A 20,411-nucleotide genomic window follows, 5' to 3' on the forward strand; every position below is an offset into this window, starting at 1 on the left:
AACAGTAAAACTGTGGCCCTTATATAAGAATGTATTCTTTAAATTTTATACATTTAGTTGCGACACAATTTCCGAAACCTTCTCCGCCCCAGCTTCAATGTCTTTTATAACGTCAGATACTTCTGAAATTAACTCTCGCCCTTTAACCGAGGAATCAGAAACAGATGTTATTTGCTTTGAAATATCATTGGTCAGCTCTTGATTGTTTTTTACAACCGTTGCAATTTCATTTGTAGAACTACTCGTTCTTGCTGCCAATTGTCTAACTTCATCAGCTACTACTGCAAAACCTCGTCCATATTCACCTGCTCTAGCGGCTTCAATAGCTGCATTTAAAGCTAGTAAATTAGTTTGATCGGCAATACTACTTATAGTAGAAACAATGGAGCCTATGACCGCAGATTGTTCATTTAGATTTTTAATTAACTCAACTGATTTAAGGACCTGATTTACGATGGCATCGGAATTTGCGATCGAATCGTTTAAAATACCAGAGCCTAGTACGGCGGTTTTAACCGTAGAAACGGCTGATTCGTGTGCAATCGCTGCGGCTTCTGTAACGGCTCTATTACGCGACATGCGCTCAGTTATATCCGAAGCAAATTTAATAACCTTTATCACGTTTCCCTTGTTATCTAAAATAGGGTTATATGTTGCCTCAAGCCAAATTATGTCTCCATTTGCTTTTACTCGTTTAAACTGTCCTGATTTGAATTGCCCTTTCCCTAACTCATCCCAAAAATGCGGGTTTTTATCGTAAAACTCGTCGGTGCAAAACATCCTATGATGCTCACCTGTTATTTCATTTAGCTTATAACCGGTAGCAGACAGAAAGTTGTTATTAGCTGTTAATATTTCACCTTGAGGGGTAAATTCAATCGTTGCCAACGCTTTGCTTAATGCTTCTGCAACTGCTTCTTGTGCTTTTCTTTGCGTGTAATTAGCCGTAATATCAGAGGCTATTTTAATTACCTTAACGACAACCCCATCTATTTCAACTGGAAAGTATGTTGCTTCTAACCATATTTTTTCGCCTTGGGAGTTATATCTTAAAAAAGACCCACTTACTGACTTACCGTCTCTGAGATTTTTCCAAAATTGAGTATACTCTTTCGATTCCGCATATGATTTTTCACAAAACATGCGGTGATGATGACCAACAACATCATCCTTGGTATAATCTACTGTGTTCAAAAATAATAAATTAGCGTCTAAAATAATCCCTTCAGCCGTAAACTCAATATAAGCAACATGCTTCGTTATTGCATTTAATACTGATTCTTTTTGAGCGACTTGTAACTCAAGTGCTTCTATTTTCGAGTTACTTTTATTTATACCAAACATATAAGCTGCCTTAGGGTAAATGTTTAATCTGAATGAGCTGTTTCTTTAAGCTCTATACTACAACTATAAAATTTAAATATAGGCAAAAATACAAATTTAATCTAATAAATTAGACTTTATGCGCCGCATCACACTAATTGACCGAAACTCTGGATAATCAATCTATCTCAAGTGGTTACTTTCAGCGCTAACTGCGTTTAATTTACTTGCAATAGGCCAGCTATTAACGCGTAAACTCGCCTTTTTTCACAGAAAATCTCTGGCTAGAGAAAAAACCTCAATCTGAGTTTAAGTTAATTATCTAGAGCCTGTTGATCTTCAAAAATTAAAATTTATTCTATCTTGGCCGATTAAATCGCGGCGTAGGTTAGGTAACTGATCCTGCTTACTCTACTGATTTACATTGACATAAGAGTGAGTAAAGACAGCGCATGCTTTGCATTTACGCTACGTTATCAAACGCTTATAGGAGTTAACCAGGGTACATAAGGCCACTGTGCTTAAAAGTAAACAAGTTCCTGTAAATTCAATTTCCAAAGATAAACGGGCTCAATAATAATCTAATTTTATATGTATAAAAATATCACTATTAAATGCATAAATCGTATATATCTTATTTAATTTCAGTTTGGCACATGACGCCGCGCACTTTTTAACTTAATATAACCACCTGTTTATCTCTAAATCACGTCATTTTTTCTAGGGTCTGTTTATAGATTAAAATTCGTTCTATCTAGGTTCGATTTAATCGCGGCGCGAGTTGTGTAACCTAGTGGGCTAAGTAAAAACAGAGCAAAGCTTCAGCGTTCTGCTCACACCTTTTACCTACATCCATGAGGGAATAATCACACTAAAAAGCTCTGTCTTGCCTAAAAAATATACTGCAGTTAAATTCAATCTCGAAAGATAAACAGAATCTAGCCTATATAATATTTTTACATATTTTACTGTTGCTTTTATCTATGTATTTCACATCAATTTCAAAGGATTTTTTATGACATCAGATGTAACGTCGGCATCTAGTCAACTTAACAGAACCGCTATTTTACTTGTATTAGCGCTCGGTACATTTATTTTAGGATTATCTGAATTTTCGATGATGCCTATGCTGCCACTGATTAGCGAAACATTTGGTTCAACGCCATCACAAAGTGGTTATGCAATTAGTGCTTACGCCATTGGTGTTGTAGTGGGCGCGCCTATTTTAATGCTAACAACTGCTAATATGAGAAAGCGCAAAGCATTGCTCATTTTTATAAGCTTAATGTTTATATCAAACGGGTTAAGCGCGATGGCAACGTCGCTTGAGCAACTTGTAATATTCAGATTTTTAAGTGGTTTACCTCATGGTGCATATTTTGGCGCAGCTATTTTATTAGCATCGGATATTGCCCCAAAAGGTAAGCGTGCTAGCTTTATGTCTAAGGTGTTTATGGGTTTAACTGTGGCTACTATTGTTGGTGTGCCCGTAGTTACACTTGTAGGTCAAAATTTAAGTTGGCGGTATTGTTTAGCCGGCGCTGCAGTGCTTGCATTTATTGCTTTTATTTTTGTTTATAAAGTAGTGCCAAATATCGATAACGCTAAACCCTCTAACTTACTAAACGAGTTTGGCGTACTTAAAAATAAACTGGTTTGGTCTATTTTAGGTATTGTAATTATTGGCTTTGGTGGGGTGTTTTGTATTTATACTTACATTGCCGACACCATATTAGTGGTAACAAAAACAGCCCCGTATACTATTTCTATCGCAATGGTAATGTTTGGTATCGGTTGTACGCTCGGTAACTATGTACTGGGTAAAGCAGCCGATAAATCTGCAATTAAAACCACTGGTCTTGCACTTGTATGTACCATTGTATTTGCCTTTGCTTATGTAACGGCAAGCCATAATATTTGGGCTCTTTATGCTGTGATCTTCTTTATTGGTTGCAGTGTGGGCTTGGCTACGCTGATTCAAACGCTTTTAATGGACGTCGCCCCCGAAGGCCACGCTATGATTGGCGCCTTAGTACAGTGCGCATTTAATACTGCCAATGCTATAGGCCCTTGGGTCGGTGGAATTGCAATAGCACAGGGTGCTGCACCTAATCAAACAGGTTACGTAGCAGCTGCATTATTTTTAGGTGGTTTGGGGATGTGGCTACTAAGTTACTTACAACTAAATAAACAGCAACCAACAGCGCAAGCCGCCAGTTATAGCAATCCACAATAATACTTAATCAATTTGAGGGATTAATTAGGCGAATTGATATTAAGCTGAGTTTTAAATAATAAACACAAAAAAGCCCAAACAACGTTTGGGCTTAATTTTATATTTTAACTAAACTGCGTTATTTTGTTAGCTCAGTATTTATCTCATTAATTAATGTATGAATGCGCTGTGCATTTTTGCCTAAATCACTACGTCCTACTCGCGACTTACTACGAATATCGACAAAACGTTCACTGCCTTCATCGTTAATGCGGACAACGACATCATCTTTAAAACCAAACCATGTTGTTGTATCAGTCGCTTCTACAAGACCTAAACTTGTATCTGTGTTAACAAGTTCCCAACCCAAGTTTTTCACTGCTTGCTCTGTAGCTTCAAGCAAATCAGTTTTAGATTGAGCAAAACTAAGCGTTGCAAGTTCTGGGTAAGCTTTGCGTTGTTCAATTGCGGTTTCTTCGCCTGCATAGGCAACTGGGTTTGGCGCATCAACACGAAGTGGTGCAATAGCTACAAACTGAGGGGGGTTAACTAAGTCGGTAGAAATATCATGTATTGGCGGCACACTTTTAGCTGTGTTCATCATATTTAAAGGCATTGCTATAGCCACTGCTGAAAATACAACCGCAATAGCTGCACTACCAAATGTCACGGTTTTGCGCATAAAGATTATCTGTATTAAAAGTAGCACAAGTGCAGCGCCACCTGCATAAACGCCAAATCGAAAGCCTGTAAATGCAGTTCCTAGTTCTACAATACCAAATTTGTACAAAGGCCCAGGCAGAACGACCAGCAAAAAGGCAATTAAACTAACTAAGCTCACTAAAATTTTCATTTTATGATTCCTTTATTATGTGTGATTTTTATTATTAAACAGATAAACGCTATTAACGAGTAGCTTATACTGCCTATAAGTGCTTTTAGATTACTATTAGCGACTAATTACACAAAAAAGTCCAATGTTGTGTGATCAAAGTTACTTAAATTAGGAAAAATATCAACAAGCTCAGAGCTCGGCACACCAAACCACTGAGCCAATGTGGCAAAGTACTGCTCATTTGCAACGCTTGGAATTAAACGCCCGCCACTGGTATCTTGTGGGCCATCTAAATGCTGAGTTAAAAGCTCACCATATATATCGCCACCCTTTACTGCGCCGCCCATTACTATTTGATTCCCTGCCCAACCATGATCAGTACCATCGCCATTTGAGGTCAACGTACGACCAAAATCAGACATAGTAAACGCAGTCACTTTATCTGCCATATCAAGCTCTTTCATCGCACTATCAAACTCACTAAGCCCTTGGGCTAATGTGCTTAGCAATGCAGGGTGAGTATCTAGCTGATTATCATGGGTATCAAACCCGCCCATAGACACAAAAAACACTTGGCGCTGAGTACTTAATTTTGACTGCACGCTAATTGTTTTAGCAACTGCTGCTAACTGCTCCGATAAACTTGTATCACTAAATGAAGTAATTAACGCTGGCGCTGTTTCTAGCGCATTATTCATCGCTTGGGTGTTATTAATCGCCGACTTGAAGCTATCAGCGTAAGCACTACTGAGGGGATGAACTGTATTACTCATAATCCGGTTCATTATAGTAGTTACATGTTCCATGCGCGGCTTATAATCACTAAATGCATTAATTTTACTTATACCGCTTTTATTAAGTGCAAATGCTTTTGTTTGATTACCCGTTTGCCAAAGGTTTGTACCATCAAGCGATATATTAGCGGCAAACTGATCTTGCTGCTCTAAGCGCTCAAGTAAACGTGCGCCCCACCCACTATTTAACGACTGTTTTTCACGCCCATACATCCATGATGCCTGCTGATCATTATGCGAGAACAAATGTTTGGGGATCGTCACTGTTTTATTTTTATAATCATCGAGAGTAGTAGGTGAGAGTAAAGTTCCAAGGCCGCCAACAAACGCTAGATTAGACGAATCAAACACCCTTTTAATAGGCGCAAGCGAAGGATGCAGCCCAACTCCACCAGCAAAATTAGTTGCACTATTAAGTGCTATAGGCGTCGAAACAGCAAGGTTTTGACGACTTTGTTCATACAAGCTACGTTGCTCACCTTCTAATGGTACTAGCATATTAAGTGAATCATTACCGCCATATAAAAACACACACACCAACGCTTTGTAATCCCCCAGCTCAATCGCATTTACTGACCCCGTTAATGCTTGCAGTTGTAAACTTGTTAGCGCGGCCGCCGACACACCGCCTTTTAAACATAACGACAAAAACTGTCTTCTATTTATGCTCATTATGTCTCTCCTAATACTGCAAATTAAATTCAGGTGAAATAGCAATTATGTAAAGTAAATACGATACCCGTTCTCGATATTCGGCATCATTAAAGTATGCATCTAAATCAAGCAATGCTTGGCGCGTATCAGCACTCATTGAACCTGCAAAATATAAAACATTATACTGTTCAAGTAAGGCACCTACCCCGTTACTTTTTAAAAAGCTCATATCGCTCTTGATATAAACATATAACTCTTTGGGATTTAAATCATCACGTGCTTCTGCAGTTCCCCATACTAAACCTGAGAAATGCTCGTTCATAGTGCCAATTAATGTAGTATCACCCGCTATTTGTAATTCCGGTGCGACTAACTCATCACTGCGTAATTGAGCTGGCTGATAATCGGGTCTAAAAAAGTTAAATACAGATGGCGAACGCATTGGCCCCTGCCCATAATTATTTATTAAATTCCATGTTCTATACTCCCCTTCTAAAGACCTTGCATCAAGGTTTCGCCAAAATTGTACTGTTTTTAGTAAGGGCTCCTTAACTTTTCCTTGATAGCTTAAAACACTGCCAAAATGACGAGCCTCGTCATCCAAGTAAATAGCTTTAATGACAGCCGCTAAATCCCCACGCACACCATCGCCATTATCGTTAAACACATTAGCCACTCGCTCAATATATTGAGGGGTTGGATTTGATGTAATTAATCGTTGAATTAGTTGCTTAGTAATAAATGGTGCTACATTGGCGTGATTAAATAAATTATCGAGTGCTATTTGCAGTGATTCCTCTGGCCCATAGCCCTCAGGGATTACTTCATTATTTAAAAGTACTTTTTGTTTACTTGAATGGTATTCGCTAAATGCTTGCATTGGTTTAATATAATCACGGCTTTTGCGTTTAAACGTTTCACTATCGGCAAACGTCCAACCAGTAAATACCCGTGCAAAGCCTTCAATTTGAGACTGCCCGTAAGTGGCAATGGTATTCCCTTGGGCATCAAGCTTTGCGCTGCCATCTTTATTTAGCTCTTCAAGCCCAATGGTAAATAACTGCATTACTTCACGTGCGTAATTTTCGTCTGGACGAATGTTAAGTGCATCATCTGCTTTTTCGTTACCTAAATGGCTTAAATAAGTCCCCATAATTGGCGAAAGCGTGACATCCTCTAGTAACTCCCGGTAATTACCAAATGCATTTTTAAGCAGTAAATCGTAGTAGGTAACCATTCCTTCTGGTTGAGAGCTTAAGCTGCTGTTGGCATCCGACACCACTAATATCTCGCTCAATGCAAATGCAACGCGCTGGCGAAGCTGATCGTCACTGCGCAAGGTCGCCTTCCACCAACCATCAATACGGTTGATATATCTAAAGTCATCTTGATCCGGACTTTTGACTAAATAACTTCGGTGGTATTCAATTGGCAATGCTATTTGGCTTTCAAGCCATTGCTGCTCACTTAACCCTTGGGCTTTGCGTATTTCATTAAGTGTTGGCCCCATACTACCTTGGTGTAGCAAACGTGCAGCAGCAAATTCATCCATCGCGTTTCTGGCAATAAAACTTACCGTTTTAACTGCAATAGCACCTTCGTTGTCCGTTGCAGTTACATTAAAGGCATACTCTTTTGGTGAATAACTCAATGCTGAAGGAATATTTATTATCACAGAGTTAGCAGCTATTGGCTCATCAAGTACCTTAAGACCAGCAGTTTGCTCCCAGATCACACTTGTTATTGTGCCGTCGTTATCGCTCGCTGTTGCAGTTAATTCAATAGTTTGGCTTTTGGTTATATCGCTTGGAATATTAGCCACAGATAAAATAGGAATTTCATTTCCGTTAATAGTTGGCGTATCATCTGAGCCTGAACCACCGCAAGCACTTAGTAGCAAAACTGAGCTTGCCATCAAAAAATATTTATAATGCATGAAAGTCGTCATCGTCTTTTAATAAAGGTACATTACCATGTACCGAGTTTGATGCATTTATTGAAACACAAAATTTACAATTTAACCCTTTATTTTTTGTAACCGAAACTTGACTAACCCTCAAAAACACAAAAAATACGGTGGTTTAAATTAGCCTGGGCTTTATTATTTATGAAAACAGAAATTAGCTATCGTTTTGAATCTTCACAAGTTGCCAACCGATTTTCACATGAACTAAAAAATTGGTCTGTTAACGATGTAAAAACTCGTCTTTTTAATGGTGGCGACAGTGTAAAAGTAAGCTATGAGTATGACGAAAATGGGTTTGATTACACTATTGCAGAACTTGATGACCTAGCTGAGCGACACGCAGGTAAAGAAATATAAGTAAACAAAACCCCTCTCATACGTAATTTATTAAATATAAATACGTTAATTACTTTTAACACGCTAGAGATGAGTCTGGCAGTGTTATTATGGGTAATATACAACGCATTAGAGTGCCCTTATTAAGCTCACTCTCAATTTCTATAGATCCCTTATGTTCCTTTAATACGTTATATACAATAGCCATTCCCATTCCAGTTCCCTCACCTACAGGCTTTGTAGTGTAAAATGGTTCAAAAATATGATTGACTGTTTTTTCATCCATTCCGCAGCCATTATCGGACACTTCAATGTAGATATTTTTCTCGTCTGAGAATAAATTAACAAGAATTTCTCCTTGCTGGTCTTGTACTAAATCACAGGCATATTTAGCGTTTAGTAAAAGGTTTACGAAGATTTGATTAATTGCCGACAAATTACAATAACTTAATGGTAATTCATCATCCGAACACGTTATGTTGCATGTTTTTAATTGATTAGCGAGTAACTTAATAGCCCCCTCTAGCGACTCTCTAATATTAGCCATAGCCATGGAATTATTTTTAGGTCTAGCAAAATTAAGTAAGTTATTAACAATTGCCGCAATTCGCTGTAATCCCTCATGCGTATCATTTAATAGTTCATCTAGATCATCTAAAATAAAATCAATATCACTTTCTTTATCAAGTTTTATTAGTAATGTTTCCATCTCTGCAGCAGATATTGATTTATTAATATATTGTTTTGCAACAGTCATTAATGCTATCAGCGTAGGTTTAAAAAATTTAATACTTTCAAGGTTACTTGTTACATATGCCAGTGGATTATTTATTTCATGGGCAACACCTGCCGATAGCGTCCCTAAAGTAGCCATTTTTTCACTTTGCATAAGAGTAACCTGCTGATTTTTTAACATGTTAAGCTTTTCTTCAAGATCTTGGTTTGCACAAAATAATGCGCGTGTTTTATCCTCAAGTAGCATCTCTAGTTCATCTCTTGCTGCTTTTTCACGAAGGTATGCTTTTTTGTAGTTGTGGGTATCTTCACTCATTGCCAATCTCATATTTAACTTCAATTACACATTTATCAAAACCATTATGCATACATTCAACATGATTTAGCGCCACCTCAATACCGTAATGAGAGGCTGCACCAAAAATAAGCCCTTCAGCGCACATGCACAGCTGCCTTTTGGAATAGTAATGCATCAAAATAAATCCATCTTCAATAAGCTCTGCTTTAATTTCTGGTAAATTTGGCTCTTGATATAGTTTTGCAACTTCAACATGAATCACCTTATCGATACCCATAATTAAGTCCGCAAACCCATTAAAGTTTTCAACTATTGTAGGGTGCCGGCCCCTTAAGTGGCCAAATAAATACTCACCAAATGCCTTTAAAACATCAGGCATAGACATAGATAAAGCATCAGCTACATCTTGCGCCAACCCCACTATTTCTTCATCTGGATAGCTTTCTGCTGAAATATAAATACGATCACTAGGTGCATTTTTTTCAAGTAAATCATCCCACGCAGCCATGCCGCACTTTTCAATAACGAGGGCTTCAAGTCCTCTAAAAATAACACCTTTCATACATCCCCTCGTGTATCACTTTTTAAAACTTAAAAACCATTGTTGTACATCTTCTAGTATTTTCAAATCATCAATAAAGTCATATTCAGTTTGATTAAACTCAATTACTTGCTGGCAATAAGCATGCTCAACAATCATATGAATAACAGTTAATGATATCCCCTCATCCACAGGTAAATCATCCAGTAACTGCGCCCTAACAATTGACTTTTCAAACCCCCAAAGCGCTAATAAGTAGGCACTAAGAGCGTACTTAGGCACGTTTTCATCTTCGTTATCTTGCACAATACACATAGCAGCTAATTCACCAATAACACTAAGCAAACCAACTGCAAATGCAAACAACTGTGTTTGCCTATCTTGCTTTAAATACTTAGCGAGCGATTGCGCCATACTTGCTTTTTTATATCCTTTATTAATTAACTCATTAAGCGTCTCTTGCTTAGCCTTATTAAGTAATTGTTGAGACAATTCAGAAAAAACCACAATCGCCTTTAAACTAACTAAACCAATTCTTATAATCGCCTCTTTTAAGTTTGTAGTTTGACTATCAAACCCCATAAATGCGGAGTTGGCTACCTGCAAAACTTTTCCCGTTAATACAGGGTCGTGGCTAATATTATTTTCTAAAATAGAAATGTTTGGCTCATTTTTGTTTAACTCACTTAATAAGTTTTGAGTCACAACACCTAAAAATGGCAAGTCTGAAAGCTGCCCTAAAATAACGCGATGAGGAGCATGAATAGGAAGTAATTTTAATAACTTAGCGCTGTCTAGCACCGCTACTAAATGTTTCTGTGTAAAAGGTTTTACAAGATGAAAGTGGATTGTGTTGTTAACTTGTAGTTGATAGTTACTACTTAAATCACTGGTAAATAAACACCTTAAGGCTGTAGGACAGATCGCTTTAGCGTGCTCTAGTACTTTAAGCCCTGAAGAAAGTGGCATCATAGAATCACAAAAAATAATGTCGGGTGTTTTATTACTTCCTATGTAGCGTTCAAATTCATTAGGTAACTGTAAGCAGGCTACAGTTACATTTGCACATAAGCGGCTCAACGTTTTTGCTAGTGCACGTAATAGTAATTCGTCATCATCAATTAAAAGTATATTTATTTTTTGCTCATGCATTCACTATACCTTCGCTATAACGTATTAATTTCTAATCAAAGCGTAGTATAAATTCACAAATAGACATAAAACGAAAAGGGCCTAATCGTATTAGAGATTCATAGGATTAAGATAAAGCCATTGAGCTCTGATAGGATATACTTAATTACTGCACAATTAATGTTAAACCAGCCGGTTAAATAGATTGAATGAAAAAGATATTTTTAATAGCACCTTTTTTATTAGTTTTATAAACGACAAGCTTCGCCCACTGATTAATAAAACATACCGTTCCAACTCAACAAATACTTTAATTGGTCAATCATTAGCTGGTCTGCTTTCAAGCGATATTTTATTTAATCACTCTGCAACTTTTAATTATTACGTAATAATTAGCTCAAGCTTATGGTGGGCCGATAATGAATTACTAAATAGCCCTTTTGATCCACAATCGTTTCCTCAATCGGTTTATATTGGCATTGGTAAAGAAGGTGAATTAATGGAAGGCTTAGCAAGGCGATTGAATAAGGAAACAGCGCCTATTTTTGGTAATAAAAGCCAAGTGAAATTAGGCTATTTTAAAAACCTAGATCACGCCGATACTCTGCATTTAGCTGTATACGACGCTTTTACATAGATTAACTACCATCCAAAAAAGTAATTAATAAAAATGCTTATAAGACTTTAAGTATTATTCATGGTATTTGCGGATCATCGCCACTTTGCCGTTTTCAATTTCGATTACTTCCATCATTGTGGAGGTGTATTCTATTGGCTGCTTACTTTGTGGGTGAATACCTTTTGCAAAATTCTTATAACGAATAGCAAAGCCTGTATCGTTAAACACAAATGTATTAAGCAGTGTGCTTTCAAACAACGTGTGTGCACCTAAGTAAAAACTCATACCTTTGCGCATCTGCTCTTTGCCATCAGGAGTACGTGAGTCATCCGGTTGATACGGAATATGCTGATTACCAATATCATCGGTTAACAATGCAAGATAAGCCTCAAGCTCTTTAGCACCTGCGTTAGGTGCTTGTGTGGCGGTCATTGTTTTATAATACTGCTGCGCAAACGCATTTAAGTCGAGTGGCTTTTCAGCATTCGCCGAAAAAGCAGTTACTAAAGCCAAACCTAATGTTAAAAGTAACCTCATTGACTATTCTCTGTAGCTAAAAATATTTTATAGGTACATTACCTTAGTAAGTTCAATAATCAAACAAAATCAGTTTTAAGTGAATTAACACCTACATTTTGCTTTTCACTCTGTTGGTTGCAACGCTATTAGCGGGGTCGTCTGGCCAAAAATGTTTAGGGTAGCGACCTTTCATTTCCTTTTGCACATCGCGGTAACTGCTAGCCCAAAAGTGGGCTAAATCTTGAGTAAGTTGCAATGAGCGTTTACCTGGCGATAGCAGGTCCATAAGCAGTGGCAATTTACCGTTGGCAAGCTTAGGCGTACTGGTCAAGCCATAAACTTCTTGCATACGCACACTTAGCTTTGCGGGGCCATCAAGTTGGTATTCTATCTTTATATTTGAGCCACTGGGCACCGTTAAGCGCAGAGGTAATAAAGCTTTTAACGTAGTTTGTTGTTGCCAATCAAAGCAGTTTTGTAATGCTTCAAAGTAGTTAAACTTTTTAAGCTGCGTGAGCGTTTTAATATCTTCTAAAAACACGCCTAGCCACTGCGCTGCATTTTGAATAAGTTGTTGCTCGTTTATTTGCGGGAATTTATCGGGCATTAAATTACTTGCTAGGCTCATACGTATCAGCAATTGTTGCGCATCAGGTTGCTCGTTAAATAATGCAAAACCGTGTTTAGCAAATAAGTTAAGCCACGCTTTAGCGCGCTCGCCCTTATCTAGTTTTTGTTTACTAGGCTGGCTGCTGAGCGTTATAGCCCCGAGCTTTACTTCATCTTGATGAATAAAGCGCGCTGATTTTTCATCAAACTCACAACGAGTAAGTTCACTAAATAAATGCGGTAAAAATTCTTGTAACTCAAATGGGTTAAGCGCGGTGGCTGTAAATATACGCCCGCCTTTGTGCCCGCCCATGGTTGCTATAGCTAAGTAATCGTCGTTGTGCCAGTAATCTGCATTTAACTCAGCACCTGCACCATTGGCAAGTAGGTAACCATTACCGCGTTTTTTAGCGATGCGATCGGGGTATGCCAATGCCACTAGCAAACTAATATAATGCGTATTTAATTCGCTGTTTTCGTCTTTTACTTTTAAGCGGCTTTGCCAATATTTTAACTGTTGTTTAAATACCGGATGCGGACGTTGCTGCTGGCTATGCAGCGCTAAACTCAACTCGTTTGCGCTATTTACTCGGCTCTCAAGTAATGCCACTAAATAAATAGCGAGCCTAAAAATACCAGGGAGTTGGTCATCAAGTATTTGTGCTTTTAATAGCATATGCGCCAAACGAATATCAGCACCAAAACCTAACATTTTACTGCCAAGCGGTGTGAGCTTACCTTTGCTATCAATAGCTTCAAGCATATTAAGCAGGTTACTTGCTTGTTCGCATTGCTGCTCAGTGGGCTTATCGAGCAAGGTTAGCTCATCAATACTGGCTCCCCACTGCTTTGCCTCAAGCATAAGCTGGCTTATGTCTGATGTGAGTATTTCGGGATTGTCGTGGCTATTACGTCGCTCAAAGGTTTGCTTTGAGCCAATTCGATAAACAATGCCCGGCTCTATACGTCCTGCACGCCCTGCACGCTGCACAGCAGATGAGCGCGATATACTTTGTGTTGTGAGCTCTGTAACCCCTGTTTTTAAATTAAAGGTGGCTGCACGGCGCTTGCCGCTGTCAATTACAATGCGTATGCCTTCAATAGTTAAACTGGTTTCGGCTACATTGGTGGTTAGCACTACTTTGCGCATGCCGTTTGGTGCAGGAGCAATAGCAGCTTGCTGATTAGCTTTATCTTGCTCGCCAAATAGCGTTGCAACTTGGCAGTTACTTGGTAAATCGCTCAGTGCTTGTTGCACGCGTAGTATCTCAAACTGCCCAGGTAAAAACACCAATACGCTACCTGTTTGCTCATTAAGTGCTTGTTTTATTATGTTAGGAATTGCATCAAGCCAGCGGCTTTCATCTTTTATGGGTATGTATATTTCGCCTATTGGGTAGCTGCGACCGCTTGATTGAATTACAGGGCAGTCAAAAAACGCTGTATAACGCTCAGTATCAAGAGTTGCCGACATAAGCATAATGGTTAAATCTTCACGCAGCGCACTTTGGGTCTCGAGCGCAAAGGCAAGTGAGGTATCGGCTGCAATTGAACGCTCATGAAATTCATCAAATATCAGTAAATCAATATCGCTTAATTCGGGGTCGTTTTGCAACATGCGCGTTAACATGCCTTCGGTGACTATTTCGAGGCGCGTATTAGCGCTTACTTTACTCTCGCCCCTAATCCGCAAGCCCACACTTTGCCCAACACTCTCGTTTTGGCACTTTGCTAAATAACTGGCAATATTACGTGCAGCTAAACGGCGAGGCTCTAGCATTACAATACGTTTAAAATGCCCATCGCGCATTAGTTGCAGCGGCAACCACGTAGACTTACCCGCACCAGGCGGCGCTTGTAATAACGTAATAGGATTACTTTGTAATGTAGTAACGAGTTGTTGATATATGTCTTGAACCGGCAGCACAGCTATTTACCCAAAATTGCTTTGTGTGCATTGTAACAAAAACCAAAAATAAACGCGCCGCTAAAGCTGTGTGGTTATAAAGGATTTAATTAAGGGTTACATAATCAGAAATAATTACAGACTGCTCTGTACATTTTTTAAGGATGTGCTCACAGCATTAATTATTACTGCCTCAATAAAAACATAACACACTGATTATTAATATAAAATAAAGATTTAACTTGTTGGTACACGCTTTGCTCCTTTTATACTGAACGTTAATTAAATCTAAGTAAGGAGAAACTTATGAACAGCGATCGTATGAAAGGTAATTGGAACGAACTTAAAGGTAAGGCTCAACAGAAATGGGGCGATCTTACTGACGACGATTTAGACAAAATTGAAGGTAGCCGTACAGAGCTAGTGGGTAAAATCCAGCAGCAGTATGGTAAATCTAAAGAAGAAGCAGAGCGTGAAGTTGATGAGTTTGAAAAAACTCACTAATCGCTAACTTCTAAAAAAAACCGCCATTTGGCGGTTTTTTTGTTTAAGCTGTAGGTTATTTAGTTACGCTTTTAATTGGTTACCAATCGGTAACTGTCTAATACGCTTTCCGCACGCGGCAAAAATAGCATTACATAATGCTGGCGCATAAACCGGTGTAGATGGCTCGCCTACCCCCGCTGGAGGTGCGTCACTTTGTACTATTTCAACGTCAATCTCAAGAGGTGAGTCACTCATACGCGGTACGCGATAATCATGAAAGTTACTTTGCTGTACACGGCCTTTATCAAAGGTAATACCATCGCTGATTGCTGTTGTAATTCCGTAGATAGAGCCTCCTTGGGTTTGGTTTTTAACGGTGTCGGTGTTTACAACCGTACCCGCATCAATAGCTACCCACGATTTAATTACGTTTAAATCGCCAGCATCCGATACTTCTACTTCAACTACCGTAGCTACGTAAGTTAAAAAGCTTCTGTGTGCTGCTATTCCTAAACCTCGACCTTTAGGAAGCTCTCGCCCCCATTTACTTATGTCAGCTACTTTTTCAATAACATGGCGCAGTCTGCCAATATCTAGAGGATAAACCGCTTTATCGCCACCGTAATTATCGTATGTGGCATTTTGCTCAGTTACATCAACAATACGACTCGGACCTATAGTGTCTAGTAAATAGTCTTTTTGGTCGCGACCGGCTTTGTGCGCTGCTTCGCCAATAAATGACTGAATAGCAAAGGCATGAAAAATATTTGATACAGAGCGCATCCAACCAATTCGTGCTTTGGCTTGCGCATCACCGTTTTCTAACTTCATATTAGGTGTGTTAATAGGATTATCGGTAAATCCTAAGCGCAGTTCAAAGCTCCCTGGCCTAGTCGCCCCTTCTGAAAAGGTAGAGGTAATTGGTGAAAACGCGGTGCGGTGTAAATACGATTCTATTGCGCCATTTTTATCTAGCGATGCTTCAATGTGCTGAGCCGAAACCGCATGGTAAAAACCATGTTGTATGTCGTCTTCACGCGTCCATTGCACACGAATAGGTTTGCCTACTTTCATTGAAAGGTAAGCTGCTTCTGCTGAAAAGTCAGGTTTTGACTTACGCCCAAAGCCGCCTCCTAACATGGTAACGTGAACATTAATTTTGCTCTCATCCATGCCAAGCATTGCCGCCACTGTTTTCATATCGGCTTGTGGATTTTGCGTGGCAGCCCATATATCAACACTGTCTTTGTTGTACATAGCTGTTGCACAAGGCGGCTCCATTGGTGCTTGAGCAAGATGCGGCGCGTAATAATCAGCTACGAGTTTATTGCTCGATTTAGCCAACACGCCCATGGCATCGCCTTTATCACGTATGTTTGCCTGTGGAGTTTGTACTGTTTGTAATAATGACTTTTTAAATTCTTTTGAATTGTAATCGCCATTTTTGCCATCATCCCACACGACTTTTAATGCTTTACGCCCTTGCCATGCAGCCCATGTGTTTTTAGCTATAATCGCAATGCCACCTTTTGGCTGAAACTGCGGCGCGCCTTTTGGTGCAGGTATTTCAATAACATCTACAACGCCGTTTATCGCTTTTGTAGCACTGGCATCAAATGACTTAACAACACCGCCTACTACCGGCGGGCGTTCAATTATAGCCACCAGCGCTTGTGGTTCGCGTACATCGGCTGCAAATATTGCTTTACCTGTTACTAAATCGGCTAAATCTATGTGCGCCATGCCAGTATTAATGTAGCGCCATTCTTTGCGTGTTTTAAGTGTTAGTTTGTCAGCTTCTGGTGGCGTTATTGTAAGCGCTAAGTCGATTAAATCTTTATAAGTAAGCGATTTACCTGAGCTGTGTGTAACAACGTGTTGATTGGCTGTACAGGTCTGCGGGTCAACTTTCCAATACTTAGCGGCAGCGTGCTGCATCATGTAACGCACACTTGCGCCCATTTCACGCAGGCGCTGCATGTTGTAGCGAATACTACGCGAGCCATCGGTATTTTGATCGCCGTATTTAGGGTCGCCCTTACCCTGAATAACAATAACCTTATCCCATGCGGCTTCCATTTCATCGGCAACAATTTGTGCAATCGCGGTGCGAATTTGCTGACCCATTTCAGAGCGATGGCAGGTTATTTCAACCATGCCGTCTGGGCGCAGTGCAATAAATAAGTTTGCGCGTTTTGCTTGCTCTGATGGCTGCTCTAACACACCCGCAATCGCTCTTGGCGCACTGCCTACAAAATAAGTACCGAGTACTAACGCACCTATTGCACTGGTTTTTAAAAACTTGCGGCGGTTTAAATCAAAGTATTTGTTATCTTGGCTCATACTTCTTCCCCTTGTTCATTTGGGTCAAAATATTGAACACTCGCCATTGTTTTAGCGGCTGATTTAATTGCTTTATGAATACGCGGGTAGGTACCACAACGGCAAATATTACCCGACATATTACTTACTATTTCATCGTCGGTAGGGGTTGGGTTTGCAGCTAATAAGCTTGCAGCTTGCATCATTTGACCGCACTGGCAAAAACCACACTGCGGTACCTTATGCTCAACCCATGCTTGTTGTACTGGATGGTCGCCCTGCTCGCTTAGCCCTTCAATTGTCGTAATTGAAAGACCCGCTACTGCCGCTACAGGCAATACACACGAGCGCTGAGCTACCCCATCAATATGCACAGTACACGCACCACACTGCGCCATACCACAGCCAAATTTAGGCCCGGTTAAATTCAACTCGTCTCGCAGATACCATAATACTGGCGTTGACGGATCGCCAGAAAACTCATGTTTATTACCATTAATGGTAAGCGTGATCATACTAAACTCCTTGGCAAAGCGCTTTAAAGGACGGTTCCTTGTTGCGCGAGAACTATTTTTAATTACTTACTATTTTATACTTACTACTTTTAGCCTATCACTTAGATCTATTTTATAAAAATACTAATTATTAGAACGTTAGTAAAAATAGGACAACCAACTAACCACAATTTAGATAAAATTTAGGTAGCCGTAAACAGCTTGTTGGTAAAATTGAGCAACAATACGCTAAACCAAGAAAAGTAAATGAGTTGAGAAAGGTTATTAATTTATAAGCATTTTAACTAAAGTAGTGCATCACTGTAGCTATCCAAAACTTTATAATGGATAAATTACTGTTCTGACAACCCACAATTGCCACCGGTGGCAATTGAATGTAGAATAAATTTAATATTAATTAATTTGGTAAAATCTATGAAAATCGCATTAATGAATGAATTTAGTCAAGCAGCAAAAAACCCTATTGTACTTGAGCAACTTAATACTGTGGCCAAAGCCCAAGATCATCAGGTATTTAATGTTGGCATGGATGGTGACAACGACCATAGATTAACATACATCCACCTAGGAATTATCGCCAGTCTATTGCTTAACTCTAAAGCTGTGGACTTTGTTGTAACAGGTTGTGGCACAGGCCAAGGCGCACTTATGGCTAGCAATGCTTTTCCGGGTGTTGCATGTGGTTATTGTATTGACCCTTCTGATGCATATCTATTTGCACAAATAAACAATGGTAATGCACTGGCTTTACCGTATGCAAAAGGTTTTGGGTGGGGTGCTGAGCTAAATATAAAATACATTTTCGAAAAAGCATTTACAGGTGAAAAAGGTCAAGGTTATCCAGCTGTTCGTAAAGAATCTCAAGTGACTAACGCTGGTATTTTAAGTCAATTAAAAGTAGATATAGCTAAAGATTATCTCAAGGCACTTGAATCGATAGACCCCGACCTTATTAAACAAGCTATTGGCGGTTCACGGTTTCAAGATTGTTTCTTTAAGCATTGTAAAGACGAAGCAATAGCAGCATTTGTTAAAGCTAGAGCTTAATAATAAAATTGTCACATAGCCTGAGTTCTGGTTAAGAGATTTACTAATATATTGAACCATAATGATATTTAGATTTATTATCCAGAGTTCAGGTTACATACCTCTAATAGCAGCTTCTGCATCATCTTGGGATAACAACTACTCACGTCTTTAAGACCTAAAGCCAACCGGCAGTGAGGTAATAGCAGCCAATAATGGCTACTTGTAGCACATAACTATAGCGACAATTTTTAAAAGTATAATGGTAATTCCCACCGCTACCCTCAAACGTAATATCACCATTTAATAAAGCCATGCTGGGCTTATCACTAAGCTTTTTATTAATACCCCACACTGCATACCGAAAATTATGTTCGCCTAAATCATCAACACGAATATGGTATTTAGCTGTTTTCCAATCGAGTACTGGTTTTTTAAAAGTATTAACACTTAAATGCAGAGATTGCTTACCTTGTTCGATTAAGCTTTTTGCAAGTGTCTGCTCTTTAGATGTTCCGCTATTTATACCGATAATTTTACCGCCGGTATCAACCCACATAACGCCGTTATTTAGCATAATGCCGCGCCAACCTACTTTCTCCCAATCAGTATTAATGTTTGAACTGGCAATAACTGCTAATAACTCATCATTAAAAACCTCATCAAAGCGGTTAATAAACTCAGCTTCATTTTTAATGTCAGGTATGGGGTATCGTCGTTTTAGCGGGTAGCGAATAAGTGCTGCAATCGCAGTTTTATCATGCGTTTTAAAACAGGTAGAACGCTCTCGTGATACTCCTGCTCAAGAGCAAATGTGCTAGATGTAAAAAGTAGAGATAGGCACAGTAGAGTGTGGCTTAGATATTTCATTTATAGTCCTTTATTTATTCTGATGCTTAACAATCTTAAATGACTTGAAAGCAGCTCTAGCATATATAATTTCAACACCTCTATCCTGAATGCAGAGGGACTTCTCTAGATCGCTTCTAGTTAACTTTGACTGGCATCCAATAATTATTTTAGATAGTTTCATATCCTCATTGAATGGCTGAAAATAAAGATCATTTTCTTTTTCAAAGTTATTAAGGCCCCGAATTGTTCTATATTCTTTTTCATATTCCCAATGTTTGAATTTAGAAAGTAATAACTTTAGTGGGAAGTTTTGATCATCTATTAAATTACTTTTAAACCTTTCAGAATAATATTTTACCTCTTGAGCATCCTCTTTGTTAGATAGCTCAAGTTCCACACATATGCCCTTGTGATTATTAGCATAATGAGCCCACTGAACAGGGTTTGACCAAATTTTACTAAAGCACAATATTCCAAATTTTCTTGAAACATCTAGTTTCATCCTATTTAAGCTTGCACGTATATAAGGTGTACTAGTTTCGATACCTAATAACTCAAAAGGATCATTCAAATTGTCAAAAGTTGAGGCCTTAACCCTCCTATTTGATAAGTTTTTTAAGCCAAATACCTCATCCATGTAATGATAAAGCTTCATTTAATCTATTATCCTATTATTTTTAGAAAAGAATATTTTCCTGAATAAAAACCCAGGGCAAGATCACGAACTTT

Annotated in this window: 17 protein-coding genes and 1 pseudogene; 5 read left to right on the plus strand and 13 right to left on the minus strand. The window is 38.9% G+C overall.

Annotation, left to right across the window (positions count from 1 at the left end; genetic code table 11):
- Positions 1-45: 45 nt before the first annotated feature.
- Positions 46-1,344 carry a methyl-accepting chemotaxis protein gene (locus DC53_RS06730; protein ID WP_033030786.1) on the minus strand — a complete coding sequence of 433 codons (1,299 nt, stop codon included), beginning with the start codon at positions 1,342-1,344 and terminating at the stop codon, positions 46-48.
- Positions 1,345-2,275: 931 nt separating this feature from the next.
- On the opposite strand from DC53_RS06730, the gene DC53_RS06725 reads away from it, so the two are divergent.
- Complete coding sequence (locus tag DC53_RS06725) at positions 2,276-3,559, plus strand: MFS transporter (RefSeq protein ID WP_081824575.1); 1,284 nt, start codon at positions 2,276-2,278, stop codon at positions 3,557-3,559.
- Between the two features lie 118 nt (positions 3,560-3,677).
- Here DC53_RS06725 and DC53_RS06720 read toward each other — a convergent pair whose 3' ends face one another.
- The 3 genes from DC53_RS06720 to DC53_RS06710 form a co-directional block, all read right to left on the minus strand.
- A complete protein-coding gene (locus DC53_RS06720) occupies positions 3,678-4,391 on the minus strand; it encodes a DUF1499 domain-containing protein (RefSeq protein WP_008136981.1) in 714 nt (237 codons plus the stop codon).
- 107 nt (positions 4,392-4,498) lie between these two features.
- Positions 4,499-5,839, minus strand: a complete 1,341-nt coding sequence (locus DC53_RS06715; RefSeq protein ID WP_033030791.1) for a DUF1501 domain-containing protein — start codon at positions 5,837-5,839, stop codon at positions 4,499-4,501.
- 10 nt (positions 5,840-5,849) lie between these two features.
- Entirely contained in the window at positions 5,850-7,757 is a 1,908-nt protein-coding gene (locus tag DC53_RS06710; protein ID WP_033030792.1) for a DUF1800 domain-containing protein, read from the minus strand.
- 171 nt (positions 7,758-7,928) lie between these two features.
- Here DC53_RS06710 and DC53_RS06705 point away from each other — a divergent pair, with 171 nt between their 5' ends.
- Positions 7,929-8,144, plus strand: coding sequence for a hypothetical protein (locus tag DC53_RS06705; protein ID WP_007376172.1), 216 nt, complete (start codon positions 7,929-7,931; stop codon positions 8,142-8,144).
- Between the two features lie 55 nt (positions 8,145-8,199).
- On the opposite strand, the gene DC53_RS06700 is transcribed toward DC53_RS06705, so the two are convergent.
- Genes DC53_RS06700 through DC53_RS06690 form a run of 3 tightly spaced genes read right to left on the minus strand, consistent with a single transcriptional unit; the run spans position 8,200 to position 10,849 of the window.
- Positions 8,200-9,174 carry a sensor histidine kinase gene (locus DC53_RS06700; protein ID WP_033023292.1) on the minus strand — a complete coding sequence of 325 codons (975 nt, stop codon included), beginning with the start codon at positions 9,172-9,174 and terminating at the stop codon, positions 8,200-8,202.
- The gene (locus DC53_RS06695; RefSeq protein WP_033030793.1) at positions 9,167-9,718 is read right to left on the minus strand and encodes a heme NO-binding domain-containing protein; all 552 of its coding nucleotides are present in this window, start codon (positions 9,716-9,718) and stop codon (positions 9,167-9,169) included. The genes DC53_RS06700 and DC53_RS06695 overlap by 8 nt, the downstream gene beginning before the upstream one ends.
- A 15-nt stretch (positions 9,719-9,733) precedes the next feature.
- Positions 9,734-10,849, minus strand: a complete 1,116-nt coding sequence (locus tag DC53_RS06690; protein ID WP_033030795.1) for an HDOD domain-containing protein — start codon at positions 10,847-10,849, stop codon at positions 9,734-9,736.
- A gap of 184 nt (positions 10,850-11,033) precedes the next feature.
- Here DC53_RS06690 and DC53_RS0120605 point away from each other — a divergent pair, with 184 nt between their 5' ends.
- On the plus strand, positions 11,034-11,465 hold the full coding sequence (locus DC53_RS0120605) for an alpha/beta hydrolase-fold protein (RefSeq protein WP_050484150.1): 432 nt from the start codon (positions 11,034-11,036) through the stop codon (positions 11,463-11,465).
- A 54-nt stretch (positions 11,466-11,519) separates the two neighbouring features.
- Here the strand turns inward: DC53_RS0120605 and DC53_RS06685 are convergent, their stop codons facing one another.
- The gene (locus DC53_RS06685; RefSeq protein ID WP_033030797.1) at positions 11,520-11,984 is read right to left on the minus strand and encodes a nuclear transport factor 2-like protein; all 465 of its coding nucleotides are present in this window, start codon (positions 11,982-11,984) and stop codon (positions 11,520-11,522) included.
- A 91-nt stretch (positions 11,985-12,075) separates the two neighbouring features.
- On the minus strand, positions 12,076-14,502 hold the full coding sequence (gene hrpB, locus DC53_RS06680) for an ATP-dependent helicase HrpB (protein ID WP_033030799.1): 2,427 nt from the start codon (positions 14,500-14,502) through the stop codon (positions 12,076-12,078).
- A 285-nt stretch (positions 14,503-14,787) separates the two neighbouring features.
- Here hrpB and DC53_RS06675 point away from each other — a divergent pair, with 285 nt between their 5' ends.
- A complete protein-coding gene (locus DC53_RS06675; protein WP_002958133.1) occupies positions 14,788-14,985 on the plus strand; it encodes a CsbD family protein in 198 nt (65 codons plus the stop codon).
- A 63-nt stretch (positions 14,986-15,048) separates the two neighbouring features.
- Here the strand turns inward: DC53_RS06675 and DC53_RS06670 are convergent, their stop codons facing one another.
- Together DC53_RS06670 and DC53_RS06665 are read right to left on the minus strand one after the other, a co-directional pair.
- Entirely contained in the window at positions 15,049-17,310 is a 2,262-nt protein-coding gene (locus DC53_RS06670) for a xanthine dehydrogenase family protein molybdopterin-binding subunit (protein ID WP_033030801.1), read from the minus strand.
- A complete protein-coding gene (locus DC53_RS06665; protein ID WP_002958127.1) occupies positions 17,307-17,804 on the minus strand; it encodes a (2Fe-2S)-binding protein in 498 nt (165 codons plus the stop codon). Before DC53_RS06665 ends, DC53_RS06670 begins: the two co-directional genes overlap by 4 nt.
- A gap of 414 nt (positions 17,805-18,218) precedes the next feature.
- Between DC53_RS06665 and DC53_RS06660 the strand changes: the two genes are divergently transcribed.
- Positions 18,219-18,851, plus strand: coding sequence for an RpiB/LacA/LacB family sugar-phosphate isomerase (locus tag DC53_RS06660; protein ID WP_033030803.1), 633 nt, complete (start codon positions 18,219-18,221; stop codon positions 18,849-18,851).
- A 157-nt stretch (positions 18,852-19,008) separates the two neighbouring features.
- Here the strand turns inward: DC53_RS06660 and DC53_RS0120610 are convergent.
- Both DC53_RS0120610 and DC53_RS06655 read right to left on the minus strand, forming a co-directional pair.
- Positions 19,009-19,700: pseudogene (locus DC53_RS0120610) on the minus strand (hypothetical protein).
- 10 nt (positions 19,701-19,710) lie between these two features.
- Complete coding sequence (locus tag DC53_RS06655; protein WP_033030805.1) at positions 19,711-20,337, minus strand: DUF2971 domain-containing protein; 627 nt, start codon at positions 20,335-20,337, stop codon at positions 19,711-19,713.
- Positions 20,338-20,411: the final 74 nt, after the last annotated feature.

Source organism: Pseudoalteromonas fuliginea, from assembly GCF_000690055.1.
Classification (GTDB): Bacteria; Pseudomonadota; Gammaproteobacteria; order Enterobacterales; family Alteromonadaceae; genus Pseudoalteromonas; species Pseudoalteromonas fuliginea.